Below are 14,178 nucleotides of genomic sequence, written 5' to 3'. Positions count from 1 at the left end.
CGTATGTAGCGGAGCCGTGGATAACTTGCAATTCGCATTGATCGCGCCAGAGCCGGATTGCTAGTGAAGAGATATGACCACACACGCGCAAAATGCTCCGATTCTGAATCTCGTCCGCCTGCCGAACGCCGAGGGCATTGATTTGCCCGCCTATGAAACTGCAGGCGCGGCCGGCATGGACCTTCGCGCCGCCGTCGAGGCGGACCGGCCACTGTTCCTCGGTCCGGGCAAGCGCGCGCTGGTGCCGACCGGTTTCATCTTCGAGGTTCCCGCAGGTTATGAAGCGCAGATTCGCCCGCGCTCCGGTCTCGCCTTCAAGAACGGCATCACCTGCCTCAATACGCCCGGCACGATCGACAGTGATTACCGTGGCGAGGTCAAGGTCCTTCTGATCAACCTCGGCGACGAGGATTTCGTCATTGAACGCGGCATGCGCATCGCCCAGATGGTGATCGCCCCGGTCACGCAGGTTTCCGTTCGTGAAGCTTCCGATGCCAGCGAAACCACGCGCGGCGCCGGCGGCTTCGGCTCTACCGGTGTTTAAGTGACTGCCGCGACTGGCAGTCACGGACTGACATTCCGGCAGGACTATTTCGCCGATCCGGCCGACTGGGCTGCTTTGGTAGCACTGCTGCAGGACACGTTTGGTATCGATGTCAGCATCCAGGATCGTTTCGGCGGGCCGGACCCGACCAGCGTGCCCTTTGCCTATTTCGATGAAGACGGCACCTGCGCCGCCAATTTCAGCACTTTTTCCATGCCGATGATGATTGATGGCCGCTTGGTAAAGGCAGCCGGTTTCCAATCAGGTGCGGTGCGGCCGCAATGGCAGGGCCGTGGGCTCTATCGTGACCTGATGAACCGCGCTCTCAACTGGGGCGACGATCAGGGTTTTGAGCTCGGTATCCTCCTGACCGACAAGCCTGCGATGTACGAACCCTATGGTTTCAAGATCCTGCCGCAGCAACGGTTCTTGGGGGCTCCGCCCCCCTTGGAAGTGAAGCTTGCGGACACGTCGCGTGAACTTTCTGTCGATAATGCCGGTGACGTCGCCCTGATCCGTCAGGTGTTGCGTGAAAGGGTGCCTGTCTCTTCAGTTTTTGCCGTCGCGGCGCAGGCGGAAATGTTCCTGCTCAACAGTGTTTTCGATCCGGACATCAAGCTCACTTATCTCGATCCCTTCGAGGCAGTGATTGCTTGGAAATCTGATGACGCTTCGTTCCAGCTTCTCGATATTGCCGGAAAAGCGATACCGGCATTTGCCCAGGTGCTCGCTGCACTTGATCAGAAACCGGATCACGTCGAGGTTTGCTTCCCGCCAGACAAGTTGGATTGGCAGGGCCTCCCGGAGCTGTTGGATTCCGATGTCAGCCTGATGGTTCGAGGCGAAGCGGCAGTTCGTTTGTCCGGTCCTGTCATGCTGTCACCACTGGCCGAATTCTGACGCCTATTTGCTGACGCTGAGCGGCGGCAGCCGGCGCTTCACCGGCGACGATTTGACAATCGACGTATTGGTCTGGGATCGTTCGGCGATCCGGTCGAGGATCGTATCCAGCTGCTCCATGTCGCGCACCAGAAGCTTGGCGATGAAGCAGTCGTCGCCCGTCACCTTGTCGCATTCGACGAATTCAGGTGTGTCCTGGATCATTTTTTCGACGATATGCAGCATGCCCGGCATGGGGCGAGCGCGCACGACCGCCTGAAGGGCGTAACCCAGTGCCGCAGGGTTGATCGCGATAGTAAAGCCGGTGATTACGCCGCGATCTTCCAGCCGCCGAAGACGGTCGGCGGTGCTGGGCGAAGACAGGCCTGCCTCCTGCGCCAGTTCCTTCAACGAGATGCGGGCATTGGAAGAAAGTATGTCCAGCAGGCGCCGGTCGAGATCATCAAGCATGGGAAACTCCGTAAGGCGAAATGCAAGAAACGCCTTTCATGATAAGGCATGCTGCCACATCATCCTTCCAAAATCCATATATTCGACGATTGCGACATCCTATTGTTCCGCTTCGTACAAGGGAGTGGATGTGATGGATAAGGACATCAGAACCGGCAGCATCGAAATGACGGCCGCCATGCTGATCTCTGGCACGATCGGTTGGTTCGTGCTGATGTCCGGCCAGCCAGTGATCGATGTAGTGCTGTGGCGTTGCCTGTTCGGCGCATTGACTCTGCTGGTCATCTGCGCTGCCTTGGGCCACTTTCGCGCTGATATCCTGACATGGCGGCTGTTCGGGCTGGCCGTGCTCGGTGGCATCGCCATCGTCGTCAACTGGTTGCTGCTGTTCGGTGCCTATTCGCGCTCATCCATCTCGATCGCCACGATGGTCTACAATACCCAGCCGTTCATGCTGCTGGCCATCGGCGGGCTGGTTTTCCGGGAAAAGATCACCGCCACGAAACTGTCTTGGCTTGGCGTCGCCTTTGGCGGAATGGTGGCGATCGTCGGGGCAAAGCCCGCCGGTGGTTTTACCGGCAGCGACTATCTAACGGGGATTGCCATGGCTTTGGCGGCCGCGTTCTTTTATGCGCTGGCGGCGCTGGTGGCGAAACGGTTGAAGGGAACCCCGCCGCATCTGATTGCGCTGATCCAGGTTGTTACCGGGCTTTTGATGCTGGCACCGTTCGCAGGTGCGTCCGGCCTGCCGACGCAGGCCTATCAATGGGCGCTGCTGGTGGCGATGGGGCTGGTGCATACCGGACTAATGTATGTTCTGCTCTATGGCGCGATCCAGAAATTGCCGACGCATCTGACTGGCGCCTTGTCGTTCATTTACCCGGTCGCGGCCGTTGCCGTTGACCGTATAGCCTTCGGGCATCAGCTGCAGCCGGCGCAGCTTATCGGCTCCGCGGCGATCCTGATTGCAGCTGCGGGCATGACATTCGGCTGGACATGGCCCCGCCGGATGCGGCATCAGGCGAATTGAATTTACATATGGGAGACCGGAATGATCACCTGCACCCTGCGCTACACGATCGATCCCTACAAACTTGCCGAATTCGAAGAATACGCCAAGCTTTGGATCCCGCTGGTCAACCGGCTGGGCGGCACGCATCACGGCTATTTCATGCCGCATGAAGGGGCAAACAACATCGCGCTCGCCCTCTTCAGCTTTCCAAGCCTCGCGGCCTACGAGGACTATCGTGAGCGCATGGCCAAAGACGCCGAATGCCTCGCCGCCTTTGCCCTTGCCGAAAAGACCCGCTGCATTCTGAGCTATGACCGCAGCTTCATGCGGCCGGTTTTCGAATAGCCGCTTAGAACGTAATCTCGTCCGACCGGCGCAGTTCGATCGCATGTCCCGCGGCATTGAAGCCGCCGAGCAGGTGATTGTGGTGGGCGATGATCTGCGAAAAGGTCAGCTCACCCATGTCGCCGGTCGCATGGCCATCGGAAAGCAGCGTGACGTCATAGCCCAAAGAGATCGCCCGGCGCGCCGTGGTATCGACGCAGAACTGCGTCTGACAGCCGCCGATGACGAGATGGGTGATCGCGTGTTTTTCCAGCTGCTCCTGCAGGTCAGTCTGAAAGAAGCTGTCACAGCTCTTCTTGTGGACGATGTCTTCTCCAAGAACCGGCGCAATCTCATGGCGCAGGCCCCAGCCATGAGATGAGCGGGCGAGTGGATCGCCGGGACCGCCGTCGTGCTGCACCAGAATGACCGGGATATGCGCGGCCCGGGCGCGGGCCTGGATCGATTGCAGACGTCCGATAGTCTCGGTGAGCGCGGCATCCACGGCGGGCTGGCGCTCGGGGGAACATTCGCCCTCGAGAATGGCGTTCTGAACGTCGATGATGAGAAGTGCTGTGGTCATTGCATGCTCTGCTTTTGTTGTCGAAAAATGTGTAGCCTCAGCGCCGGCTCTCCATCGCCATGCGCAGGGCAAGCGCGCCGAGCACGCCGCCCATCAGCCAGCGTTGCATGGAAAGCCAGACCGGACGGCCAGCGAGAAAGGTGGCGATCGAGCCAGCCGTCAACACGATGAGCGCATTGATGGAAACGCTGGTGACAATCTGGATTGTCCCGAAGATGACGGACTGCAGGAAGACTTTTCCGAGCGCCGGGTCGATGAATTGCGGCAGCAGCGACAGGTAAAGTACCGCAAGCTTCGGATTGAGCACGCTGGTGGTAAAGCCCATCAGAAACAGGCGGCGCGGGCTGTCTGCAGGCAGGTTGCGGACTTCGAAGGCCGAGCGCCCGCCGGGGCGCACCGCCTGCCAAGCGAGATAGAGAAGATAGGCCGCGCCGGCAATGCGCAGGGCGTCATAGGCGTAAGGCACGGCAAACAGCAGCGCTGTGATGCCGAAGGCGGCCGACAGCATGTAGACGACAAAACCGAGGGCAACGCCAATCAGCGAGATCAGTCCCGCAGCCGGCCCTTGGCAAAGCGAGCGGGAAATCAGGTAGATCATGTTCGGGCCGGGCGTTAGCACCATGCCGAGCGCAACGAGGGCAAAGGCTGCGAGGCTTGTTGCTTCGGGCATGAATGGCATCTCCAGGTAAGAGCGTATGGGGCGGGGGCCTCGGTCTGTGCACGGCATTGCATTAGCGGGAACAGATGCTTCTATCAATGCCGTGCAAATTGCCAGCCTCAAGAAAACCGGCTAGATGTGCCTCCCGCACATCTACGGAGCCGATGATGAGCATCACCATGCTTTTTGCCTATTGCACCGCGCTTTTCATCGCCGCCGCGATCCCCGGACCCGGAATGACGGCGCTTGTCGCACGCGCGCTCGGATCCGGCTTCCGCGAAACGTTCTTCATGGGGGTCGGCCTTGCGCTCGGTGATATCGTCTATCTGACGGGTGTCATTCTGGGGCTTGCCTTTGTCGCACAGACATTCACCACGACATTCATGGTGATCAAGGCCCTCGGCGCTCTCTATCTGATGTATATTGCCTACAAACTTTGGACCGCGGGGCTGCTGCCGCAAGATATCCAGGCAAAGAAGAGTGCCAGCATGGGCATGTCCTTTCTCTCCGGCCTTCTGGTGACGCTCGGCAACCCCAAGACCATGCTTTTCTACGTGGCGCTGGTGCCGACGCTGATTGACGTGGATGTAATTGGCATCAAGGAATATACCGTGCTCGTCTGCGCGTCCTTCATCGTTCTGATGGCGGTGGTCATCCCTTACATCCTGCTTGCGTCGCGCGCGCGGCTGCTTCTCAAAAAGCCTCGAGCCTTGAAATCATTGAACCGGATTGCCGCCGGCATCATCGGTACAACTGCGGCGTACATCGCCGTTCGCGCTGCCTGAAAAAATCGTTCCGGAACAGGCGGTTCCGCAATAGTTTTTTCCAATTGAAACAACGTGCTGGAGAATGACACTCTGGCAACCGGAGGGCTTTGCCCCTATTCTTCCGGCAACTGATGAAAAAAAGGGAGAGCACCATGTCAGAACAGCGCAAGCCCGGCCGCGGCCGCGTCTATTCCTCGATCACCGAGACGATCGGCGATACCCCGATCGTGCGTCTCGACAAGCTGGCCAAGGAAAACGGCGTCAAGGCCAACCTGCTGGCAAAGCTCGAGTTCTTCAACCCGATCGCTTCCGTCAAGGACCGCATCGGCGTTGCGATGATCGAGGCGCTGGAGGCCCAGGGCAAGATCACCCCCGGCAAGACGACGCTGGTCGAGCCGACTTCGGGCAATACCGGTATTGCGCTTGCCTTTGCCGCTGCCGCCAAGGGGTACAAGCTCATCCTCACCATGCCGGAAACCATGTCGGTGGAGCGCCGCAAGATGCTGGCGCTGCTCGGCGCCGAACTGGTGCTGACCGAAGGTCCGAAGGGCATGAAGGGCGCCATCGCCAAGGCCGAAGAGCTTGCGGCGACCCTGCCGGATGCGATCATCCCGCAGCAGTTCGAAAACCCGGCCAACCCGGAAATCCACCGTAAGACGACGGCAGAGGAAATCTGGAACGACACCGACGGCGGCGTCGATATTCTTGTGTCCGGCATCGGCACCGGCGGCACGATCACCGGCGTTGGCCAGGTGCTCAAAGGCAAAAAGCCGTCGGTCAAGGTGATCGCCGTCGAGCCGGCGGAATCTCCGGTCCTGTCCGGCGGCGTTCCCGGACCGCACAAAATCCAGGGAATCGGCGCCGGTTTTGCGCCTGCCATTCTCGACACCAAAATCTACGATGAGATCATTACCGTTTCGAGCGCCGATGCGATCGAGACCGCCCGTCACGTGGCGCGTCTTGAGGGCGTCCCGGTCGGTATCTCGTCGGGTGCGGCGCTGAAGGCTGCGATCACCATCGGCCAGCGCCCGGAAAACGAAGGCAAGACCATCGTTGTCATCATCCCGTCCTTTGCCGAACGCTATCTGTCAACGGCCCTGTTCGAAGGCCTCGGCGGCTGATTGCAGGTCTGATCCAGTAAAGCTTTGAAAGGCCGCCTGCGAGGGCGGCCTTTTCGATTCAGGACTACGCGGCGGCGGTCAAACGCTCTCCGGCGATCCGGTAAGAGATCGCTTCGGCGAGATGAATGCGCCCGACCGTGGTTTTCTCATCGAGATCGGCAAGCGTACGAGCAACCTTCAGGATGCGGTGATAGCCGCGTGCTGAAAACTTCATCTTTTCCGCCGCGTCGCGCAGCAATTGCAGTCCGCCCGCATCGGGTTCGGCCATTTTTTCAATCATCGCTGTAGAGCAGCGGGCATTGGAAAGGATCTGCGGCATGCCGAAGGCGATGAAACGGTCCATCTGGATGTCGCGGGCGCGCGCCACCCGCCGGGCGACCACGGAACTGGGTTCGGCAGGTGCCGGGCGGATCAGGTCGGCGGCGGTGACGGAAGGCACATCGATGCGAATATCTATCCGGTCCATCAGTGGCCCCGAGATACGTCCCTGATAATCGGAAACGCAGCGCGGACCGCGGGCGCAGCTATGGCCGGGTTCTCCCGCCATGCCGCAACGGCAAGGGTTCATCGCGGCCACCAGCTGGATCGCCGCTGGATACGTGACCCGGTGATTGGCGCGGGCGATGATGCATTCGGCGGTTTCGAGCGGCTGGCGCAGCGCATCGAGCACCTGCGGCGTAAACTCCGGAAACTCGTCGAGGAACAGCACGCCATTGTGTGCCAGCGAGGCTTCTCCCGGCTTGGCACGCAGGCCACCGCCGATCATCGCCGGAATGGTGGCGGAATGGTGCGGTGTGCGGAACGGCCGCCGATCCGACAGTTTGCCGCCAGCCAATTGTCCGGCGATCGAGTGGATCATCGACACTTCGAGCAGTTCGGGCGGCGATAGCGGCGGCAGGATCGAGGGCAGCCGGGCGGCCAGCATCGATTTTCCTGAGCCGGGTGGTCCGACCATTAGAAGATTATGATTTCCCGCGGCTGCCACTTCCAGCGCCCGCTTGGCACTTTCCTGGCCCTTGATGTCGGCGAGATCCGGCATGTTGGCTGCGTTGGCGCGCACGGCCGGTTCGGGACGCGACAGGACCTGCGTGCCGCGAAAATGATTGGCGAGGGCAATCAGGCTGCGCGGTGCCAGAATATCGATCTCCGAACCGGCCCAGGCCGCTTCCGCGCCGCTGTCGGATGGGCAGATCAGGCCTTTGCCGAGCCCGTTGGCGCCGATGGCGGCGGGGAGTGCGCCGGAAACGGCGGCGATCGTGCCGTCGAGATTGAGTTCGCCGATCACCACATATCCGTCCAGCGCGTCACCGGGAATGGCGCCAAGAGCGGCCATCAGGCCGAGCGCGATCGGGAGGTCGAAGTGGCTGCCCTCTTTGGGAAGATCGGCGGGGGCGAGATTGATGGTGATTTTCTTGGGCGGAAGCGAAAGGCCGGAGGCATGCAATGCTGCCTGCACCCGCTCACGGCTTTCGGCAACCGCCTTGTCCGGAAGGCCGACGATCTGCATTATGAGGTGGATTATTTATAGAGTGCGGATTGACGCCAGCTTGATGAAGGCAAGATAGTTTGCCGCGAGCTTGTCATCACGAGTTGCGATCCGTCGGCATTGCTTGATCTTGTTGAAGAACCGCTTCCGGCACCCTTCGGTGAGCGTTGTCTCATAAAGAGGATCTTTCACGGCAGTCGGTCTTGCTGACAAAGTCAAAAAGGATCAAATTAATTTTGAAACCTGATCATCGGGGGGGGCAGATAAACAGCGTTGGGGAGATGGCAACTTTCTATCCGGCGGCGAGCTACAATACCCGCTCCGTTAGCGGGGAAACATTGATGGTGAATGAACAGCGATAATTCTCAGGAGCTCACAAAATGGCAGGCAGCAAACGGTCTTATGATGAGTCACTTTTGCGGAGGGCCTTCGATGTGGCGAGGCGTTCGCGCGACGGCGGGGATCACCCATTTGGGTCAATTCTCGCCGACCATGATGGCAATGTCTTACTCGAACAGTGCAACGGCTACAGTTCGGAAGGTGGCGACCGCACGGCCCACGCCGAGAAGCTTCTCGCCACGCGCGCCGGCAAAGCTTATGATTTGAAGTTTCTTGCCGGATGCACGATGTACACGTCCGCGGAGCCATGCGCCATGTGCTCAGGCGCGATCTATTGGGCAGGCATAGGGCGCGTCGTGTTTGGCCTGTCCGAGAGCGAGATGAAACAGCAGATAGGCGATAGCCAGGAAAATCCGACGCTTGATCTCCCCAGCCGCGTCGTATTCGCCGCCGGTCAGCGCCCAACGGAAGTCGTCGGCCCCATACTTGCGGACGAGGCAGCGAAACTCCACGAAGAATACTGGTCTCGCCGTTAACGGCCCTTCTGCGACATGGCAACGGTAGCCGATAATGCCCGCTTTCGCCTCGGAAGCAGACATACGTGCATGATCTAGCCATTACCCGTTTATGAGTTCACGCCCTTGTCAGCGAAAACATTATGATCGAATGGTCGTAGACATTATCGCTGAACCGACCTGACGGTTTCCAACCGCTACGTCGGTAAAACCAGATAGCTGGCGTGTTGAAAGAAGCGACCTCCAGTAAACGGGCGCCATCGACTTCAGCATTGAATAGCAGGCTGCTACCGATGCGTTTTCCACGGAAGTCCTTTCGCACGAAAAGACCGTGGATAGCGCCGGAGCAATGAGAAATTGATCCTATCACGTCGCCATTTACGACAGCAACTTCCGTGCAGCTTAGAAAAGCGTCCAGGTGACGTTCAACCAGATCGTCTGCTTTGAACCGCTCGATCACATCCGGCGGAACGTGGGGTGAATAAAGTTCGATCCAGCATGTGTGGAGAAGCTTACGTAGCGGAGAGCGGTCAGTGGAATTTGCACGACGAAACTGACAATCGAAGTTGGTATTTTGCATAGTGAATGCCTCCTGCAGCCCGCGTCCTTCCAGAACGTGGTGAGGTCAAGCAAACAACTTTCCAGATTTTATGCTTTGCGAAAGACGATGCCATGAGGATGCTCGCTGTTTCCTCTTAATCTCAGCCCACTGGGCTAGCAGAGCCCACCGATTTCGATGGGCTCGCAACGATCAAAATTAAGGGAACATTTTCTCAGCCTTCGCCGTGGCAAGCGCCTTTCCCTTTGCGTCCAACGCTTTAATCGTGAAACGATACTTGTGTTTGCCGGTCGGTGGACAAGGCCCTTTATATCGAAATGCACCGTACGGAAGCGATTTCTCTCCGGAGTAAGTGACTTTCCCGCCCCCATGCATGAAATCCGTTGCGTACATATCCGTCATGCGGATGTCTAGCTTAGCGGTACCGTCCGGAACTCCGGATAAAGAAATCGGAGGAGACTTGCTGTCGAAGCATTTCTTTGTAGGTCCCCAGTCCACGGATGCTGACATCCCGGCAAAAGCAGTTCCTGAAAGAGCGAGGGACAGGCAGCAAGTAAGTAGAAATCTCATTCGTGCGTTTCTCCACATTTATTCGCAACCATGAGATTATTTAGCTGTTTTCTGGATTCAACCTGATTTAGCCATTGATACACGAAATGTCAGTTCTATCAGCATGTTTCTGAAGTCAGGAGCGCCTTAATGGAACGTTGAAAAATCCAAACGAAACACGGACGGTCTCCTCATCGAAAAGGAGATAACCGATGTCGTTCGCAGATATGAAATTGCTTGCAGTTCAACCCCGTACCGACCTCGATGCAGTCGGAAAACGTCGCCTACGACTTACCAATCAGATCAAAAAACAGATTGCTATGCTGGAAGACCATACACTTGGTAAAAAGCGCCGAGGAGCGTGGTACGTCGAGCAGCCCGACGGTTCGCTGATCATCTCGGTGCGTTATGGAAAACAGGATCTTGAGCTCGCCAAGGGAAAGCATGCAATCGACTGTCGTGCGCCAGAGGAGTGTATCGTTGCACTGAAGCAGGCTTTGCTTGTCGTCTTAAAAGGAACGTTCGACGATCAGCTCGCCAAAATTTCGACGCAGATCAGAGCTCGCTTCAAGAAAGCAAAATGACTTAAATCATCGGTGATGACGATCACAATCTTCGTCAACGCCATTCGAGAAGATATCTGTCGACCCCGCCCGACGTTAATCAGGCGGGGTTGCAAAGATTAAGCAGCTTTCTTGTCCGCCATCAATGCTTGAAGTCTAGCGTCGATCTCTTCCGAGGAGAGCTTCACATCTTGCTTCGCAACCTTGACCTGCGGTGGAATGCGGTGGTGCAAAGGATATGTGATGATCCGACCCTTCGCACCGATGCGCCGCAACATAACTTCCTTGACGAATTCAGCTTCTCTGGCTGTCATTTGAAGGAAATTCAGATCTCGATCGGATTCCACCGAAAAAATCACCCCGTCCGGTACTGCGGTGTCGAGAGCTGCAAGAGCGTGTTCGTAACCAAGCTGGGTTTCAAGGTCGGTGAGTACGCAGGTGCCCGTGCCAGGCCGCCAACTCGGGTCGCCGCCGTCTTTTTGCGTTCTGATAATCAGCATGTCAACGTTCCTTGCCGCTGCGATTTGCAGAGCTGTGTCGATATCGTCAAAATAGCGATAGATGACTGCAAAGTGAGGATTTGGTTCCTTTCCGTGTGTATCCTGCATGTTTTTGGTCTCCTGCGTCTGCTGGAAGAATGTGTGAATCTCATGGTTGATTTGCATCTTGCCCCGTCTTATCGTGAAAACGACGTAGATATGCTGTCGGAAGCAGTAACTGTTGCCGTTGTTTCTGTGTGATGTTTTGATTTATTCAAAAGAAACTGCTGGCGGGGCAGTAATTAACTGCGCTATTGCACTCTTTCTTTCGTGTCCAATGCATAGCTGAAAAAAAAGTTTGTTTACAAGAGAATTCGCATAACTTTTGCAATTATCCTGAAAGCTATTCAGCTGACTGCCTCTTATCCCGCTAGTCGGTTCCGCGAGCCTCGGAAATGGTCTGGATCGTGGTTATCGTTGCCTCCACAGCCGGAGGAGTTTCTTTGCGCAAAAGCTTCATGGGAATGACGCGGATAAATTGCCAAGTCCTGCCCGACCGCCATCTCGCTTGCGTTCATCCCGAGAAACTTCGCCATATACGACGACAAGCGCGTTGCACCGTTTGATTTGATAGCCATGTTATGGATCGGAGCAACATCGATCTCGTCAAAGTCCAGCGCATGTCGAGGATCGTTTTTTATCCGCTCTATCGCAGCGTCAAATGCCTCGATCTGATGCGTTTTGCAGACCCACAGTGAATGCATGTGCAGGTTTTCGTTGCTGGTTGGTCGTCCGTAACGCGTTCCATTTACATCTGCAACAGCGATCATCAACGGTTGTTGCTTGCGTTTACCCGCACGCGACCAGTTGGTGCCGAGAAGCGCCTGACACACCGTTTTATATAGCCGGTCAACGTTGAAAAACTCAGGAGAGAGGTTTTCTGCATTTAACCGGTTGATGTCCAACAGCCTTGGATCCGCTCTGACACCTGAACTGTCGTTCAGGTCAGACTTGCGTCTGTTAATCATCCTTTTGTCGAAGGTCAGCGTTATAAACCGTGCATTCGCTTGGAGATAGCTTTCTGCCGTTTGCCCGTCGAGCAATTCCTTGCTGATATGCGCTTGCACCAGCTTATCGATCCATTTCGCATATTCATGTGAAGCTCTGTATGATGCATTCATATCCTTTCTCATCGCATAGTAATATAAAGGCTCACCGGTAAGTGACCTTGAATGTTGATGGAAGCCTGGTTGGTGCCCCGAGTAAATAGTTCAGGGTGAAGCCAGAGCTGGATGATGTATTTATGATTGTTGGTAGGTTGTGGATGAAACCACGCTGATTTTATAGCATATCAAGGGTCAAAAACCCAGAAAAATCGCATAATTATGCTGCACCTGACCAGACCCAATGATGGGTTTATCTCTTCAACGTTGCCAAGGCGTCCAACTGCTTGAGCGCAACACCTAGCACCGGGTCATCCAATGACCAGAGCACGGCTATGGCGCGTTGAATCTTCTCACGTTGATCCGACGACGATTGTTCGTCGAAGCCTGAGGTCAGCAGAGCGTCCACCGGAACCTCCAGCGCCTTACTCAGGGCAATAAGCGTCTCGACGTTTGGAATATTGACGCCGCGTTCGATCTGCGAAATCGCATCCTCGGTCCGTGAAGTAGCTTCGGCTAAGTTCGCCTGAGTCAGCTTCCTGACCCTGCGTAGCTCCCTTACCAATGATCCGATCTGCTTTCCCGATATCATCACACGACATTGCTTTTGCCATCCGCAAAAGGAACCCGACGAAATACGGGAAGTGAAAATTAATCCGTATGTAGCTACGGAAAATGTGGTGATTGCCGCAGAAATTGGGTATGCGTTCTTATGGTTGTGCGTTGCCATGAATGCAGGTGATACACAGCTCATGTTTTATCAATCAGGGGGATGAGATGCGTTTTGCAGGTAATGTTATTTGGTTCGTTTTCGGAGGCGCGGTACTCGCGCTTACATGGCTTTTCGGTGCGCTTCTATTTGCGATATCCATAATCGGATTGCCAGTCGCCAGAGCAGCTGTTGAGATGGCAAAGCTCTCCGCGTTTCCGTTCGGAAAGGACGTCGTTCATGTCAGAGAAATTGACGGAAAAGGCGTATCTGCGACCACGGCAGCGACGGGTACGATCGGTTTCGTGGCGAATATCATATGGATGCTGACTTTCGGTTGGGTTTTGTTTCTCGGCTACTTGGTTGCTGGGGTAATCAACTGCTTAACGATTATCGGTATTCCATTCGGGTTGCAGTCCTTCAAACTTGCTGGACTGTCGTTCTGGCCTGTGGGGCGTCGAGTGGTTACGAAGGAAATGGCCAACGCCGTGCGAAAGCAAAATGCTGCCGAAAAGCTTGACCGCCTCCGAGGCAAAAAAACGAACTTACCAGAGGCAGCATAGTCCAAGAGCCTTTGCTTTCCTGCAGACAATTGAATCTGCACGAGAGCATTGCTCTATCTTGTCACCATCTTGAAGGTCAAAAATGAAAATTATCCGCGCTGTAGCCGTTGCGTCGTTTTTTTCTGTCGCCACAGGGGTCGTTGCCGACGTGGTGACACTTCACGACCTCACCAAGGCCCATCGCATCACAATTCAACGTGGTTTTTCTCTCCCTGACGGAGTGTGTGCGAACGCTATAATCGACGAAATCGAGGCCTATGGCGGTGACGACGCCATGAAAGAATTCATCATAGATACCGACATTGCGCCACTTACGATTAAGAGTAGCGGGCGGGATTTTAAACATGTCTGTAAAGACGGAGTTCATTCAACAATTGAAAAGGGCAATTCGCAGATCATGCAAAAATACGACGCTGATGGTAATCCCACAATGATGGAGCCCTGATCTGCTAATTTCGAAGGTGTAGCGAACCAATGGTCGCCTTAACTTGATTTACGTCCAATGTGTTGTCAGATTAATCTGATGATGAATCTGTGCGAGTGCTATCGAGGACCGCAGGTAGCTTTTTTTGCTGTTCCCGTGGCAGAATAGTGGCGAGCGCTTCCTCAAGTGTTGCCCTCGTCAAAGTGTAAAAGCAGCATTTTATGCGATAGTTCGAATTGGTCGCCCAAATAAAGGATGTATGGCGGTTGGTTAGATGACAATTTCGGGTCGCCCGCGACCGAATGAACCTTTTTCGATGATCTTCAATCAATGACTGTAGGCTTTGGTTGACTGGAGGTCAGAAATGAACATCAAGAGCCTTCTTCTCGGCTCCGCTGCAGCTCTCGCAGCAGTATCCGGCGCCCAGGCAGCTGACGCAATCGTAGCTGCTGAGCCGGAACCAATGGAAT

General features: G+C 55.9%; 18 protein-coding genes and 2 pseudogenes. 10 read left to right on the top strand and 10 right to left on the bottom strand.

Annotated elements, in window-relative coordinates:
• The first annotated feature begins 73 nt into the window (after positions 1-73).
• Both dut and R6X40_RS20270 read left to right on the top strand, forming a co-directional pair.
• Positions 74-544, top strand: coding sequence for a dUTP diphosphatase (gene dut / locus R6X40_RS20275; protein ID WP_318415621.1), 471 nt, complete (start codon positions 74-76; stop codon positions 542-544).
• Positions 545-1,444 (top strand): GNAT family N-acetyltransferase, encoded by a 900-nt coding sequence (locus R6X40_RS20270; RefSeq protein ID WP_318415620.1) that lies wholly within the window; start codon positions 545-547, stop codon positions 1,442-1,444.
• Between the two features lie 3 nt (positions 1,445-1,447).
• On the opposite strand, the gene R6X40_RS20265 is transcribed toward R6X40_RS20270, so the two are convergent.
• Positions 1,448-1,894 carry an Lrp/AsnC family transcriptional regulator gene (locus tag R6X40_RS20265; protein WP_318415619.1) on the bottom strand — a complete coding sequence of 149 codons (447 nt, stop codon included), beginning with the start codon at positions 1,892-1,894 and terminating at the stop codon, positions 1,448-1,450.
• 133 nt (positions 1,895-2,027) lie between these two features.
• Between R6X40_RS20265 and R6X40_RS20260 the strand changes: the two genes are divergently transcribed.
• Positions 2,028-2,924, top strand: coding sequence for a DMT family transporter (locus tag R6X40_RS20260; protein ID WP_318415618.1), 897 nt, complete (start codon positions 2,028-2,030; stop codon positions 2,922-2,924).
• A gap of 21 nt (positions 2,925-2,945) precedes the next feature.
• On the top strand, positions 2,946-3,251 hold the full coding sequence (locus R6X40_RS20255) for an NIPSNAP family protein (protein ID WP_318415617.1): 306 nt from the start codon (positions 2,946-2,948) through the stop codon (positions 3,249-3,251).
• Positions 3,252-3,255: 4 nt separating this feature from the next.
• Here the strand turns inward: R6X40_RS20255 and R6X40_RS20250 are convergent, their stop codons facing one another.
• Complete coding sequence (locus R6X40_RS20250; RefSeq protein ID WP_318415616.1) at positions 3,256-3,813, bottom strand: cysteine hydrolase family protein; 558 nt, start codon at positions 3,811-3,813, stop codon at positions 3,256-3,258.
• A gap of 37 nt (positions 3,814-3,850) precedes the next feature.
• Positions 3,851-4,483 (bottom strand): LysE family translocator, encoded by a 633-nt coding sequence (locus R6X40_RS20245; protein WP_318415615.1) that lies wholly within the window; start codon positions 4,481-4,483, stop codon positions 3,851-3,853.
• 155 nt (positions 4,484-4,638) lie between these two features.
• On the opposite strand from R6X40_RS20245, the gene R6X40_RS20240 reads away from it, so the two are divergent.
• Positions 4,639-5,256 (top strand): LysE family translocator, encoded by a 618-nt coding sequence (locus tag R6X40_RS20240; RefSeq protein ID WP_318415614.1) that lies wholly within the window; start codon positions 4,639-4,641, stop codon positions 5,254-5,256.
• A 134-nt stretch (positions 5,257-5,390) separates the two neighbouring features.
• Positions 5,391-6,359 (top strand): cysteine synthase A, encoded by a 969-nt coding sequence (gene cysK / locus R6X40_RS20235; protein WP_318415613.1) that lies wholly within the window; start codon positions 5,391-5,393, stop codon positions 6,357-6,359.
• 64 nt (positions 6,360-6,423) lie between these two features.
• Here cysK and R6X40_RS20230 read toward each other — a convergent pair.
• Both R6X40_RS20230 and R6X40_RS20225 read right to left on the bottom strand, forming a co-directional pair.
• Positions 6,424-7,866 (bottom strand): annotated as a pseudogene (locus tag R6X40_RS20230) (YifB family Mg chelatase-like AAA ATPase); the annotation flags it as partial.
• Positions 7,867-7,881: 15 nt separating this feature from the next.
• A pseudogene (locus R6X40_RS20225) lies at positions 7,882-7,992 on the bottom strand (IS5/IS1182 family transposase); the annotation flags it as partial.
• A gap of 233 nt (positions 7,993-8,225) precedes the next feature.
• On the opposite strand from R6X40_RS20225, the gene R6X40_RS20220 reads away from it, so the two are divergent.
• On the top strand, positions 8,226-8,720 hold the full coding sequence (locus R6X40_RS20220; protein ID WP_318415612.1) for a nucleoside deaminase: 495 nt from the start codon (positions 8,226-8,228) through the stop codon (positions 8,718-8,720).
• Between the two features lie 97 nt (positions 8,721-8,817).
• Here the strand turns inward: R6X40_RS20220 and R6X40_RS20215 are convergent, their stop codons facing one another.
• Both R6X40_RS20215 and R6X40_RS20210 read right to left on the bottom strand, forming a co-directional pair.
• Positions 8,818-9,279: a GNAT family N-acetyltransferase gene (locus R6X40_RS20215; protein ID WP_318415611.1), complete on the bottom strand. Its 462-nt coding sequence runs from the start codon at positions 9,277-9,279 to the stop codon at positions 8,818-8,820.
• A 177-nt stretch (positions 9,280-9,456) separates the two neighbouring features.
• Entirely contained in the window at positions 9,457-9,768 is a 312-nt protein-coding gene (locus tag R6X40_RS20210) for a YbhB/YbcL family Raf kinase inhibitor-like protein (protein WP_318416000.1), read from the bottom strand.
• 251 nt (positions 9,769-10,019) lie between these two features.
• Here R6X40_RS20210 and R6X40_RS20205 point away from each other — a divergent pair, with 251 nt between their 5' ends.
• The gene (locus R6X40_RS20205) at positions 10,020-10,391 is read left to right on the top strand and encodes a hypothetical protein (protein ID WP_318415610.1); all 372 of its coding nucleotides are present in this window, start codon (positions 10,020-10,022) and stop codon (positions 10,389-10,391) included.
• A 98-nt stretch (positions 10,392-10,489) separates the two neighbouring features.
• On the opposite strand, the gene R6X40_RS20200 is transcribed toward R6X40_RS20205, so the two are convergent.
• From R6X40_RS20200 to R6X40_RS20190, 3 genes are all read right to left on the bottom strand, one after another.
• A complete protein-coding gene (locus R6X40_RS20200; protein ID WP_318415609.1) occupies positions 10,490-10,978 on the bottom strand; it encodes a hypothetical protein in 489 nt (162 codons plus the stop codon).
• A 293-nt stretch (positions 10,979-11,271) separates the two neighbouring features.
• Positions 11,272-12,030 (bottom strand): hypothetical protein, encoded by a 759-nt coding sequence (locus R6X40_RS20195; RefSeq protein WP_318415608.1) that lies wholly within the window; start codon positions 12,028-12,030, stop codon positions 11,272-11,274.
• A 235-nt stretch (positions 12,031-12,265) separates the two neighbouring features.
• On the bottom strand, positions 12,266-12,742 hold the full coding sequence (locus tag R6X40_RS20190; RefSeq protein WP_318415607.1) for a helix-turn-helix transcriptional regulator: 477 nt from the start codon (positions 12,740-12,742) through the stop codon (positions 12,266-12,268).
• Between the two features lie 47 nt (positions 12,743-12,789).
• Here R6X40_RS20190 and R6X40_RS20185 point away from each other — a divergent pair, with 47 nt between their 5' ends.
• Positions 12,790-13,284, top strand: a complete 495-nt coding sequence (locus R6X40_RS20185; RefSeq protein ID WP_318415606.1) for a YccF family protein — start codon at positions 12,790-12,792, stop codon at positions 13,282-13,284.
• An 82-nt stretch (positions 13,285-13,366) separates the two neighbouring features.
• Complete coding sequence (locus R6X40_RS20180) at positions 13,367-13,729, top strand: hypothetical protein (RefSeq protein WP_318415605.1); 363 nt, start codon at positions 13,367-13,369, stop codon at positions 13,727-13,729.
• Positions 13,730-14,178 lie beyond the last annotated feature (449 nt).

Origin of the sequence: Rhizobium sp. PL01 (assembly GCF_033447125.1) — a bacterium.
Classification (GTDB): domain Bacteria; phylum Pseudomonadota; class Alphaproteobacteria; order Rhizobiales; family Rhizobiaceae; genus Pararhizobium.
The sequence above is the reverse complement of the archived record's forward strand: the minus strand, read 5'-3'. Positions and strand labels throughout refer to the sequence as shown.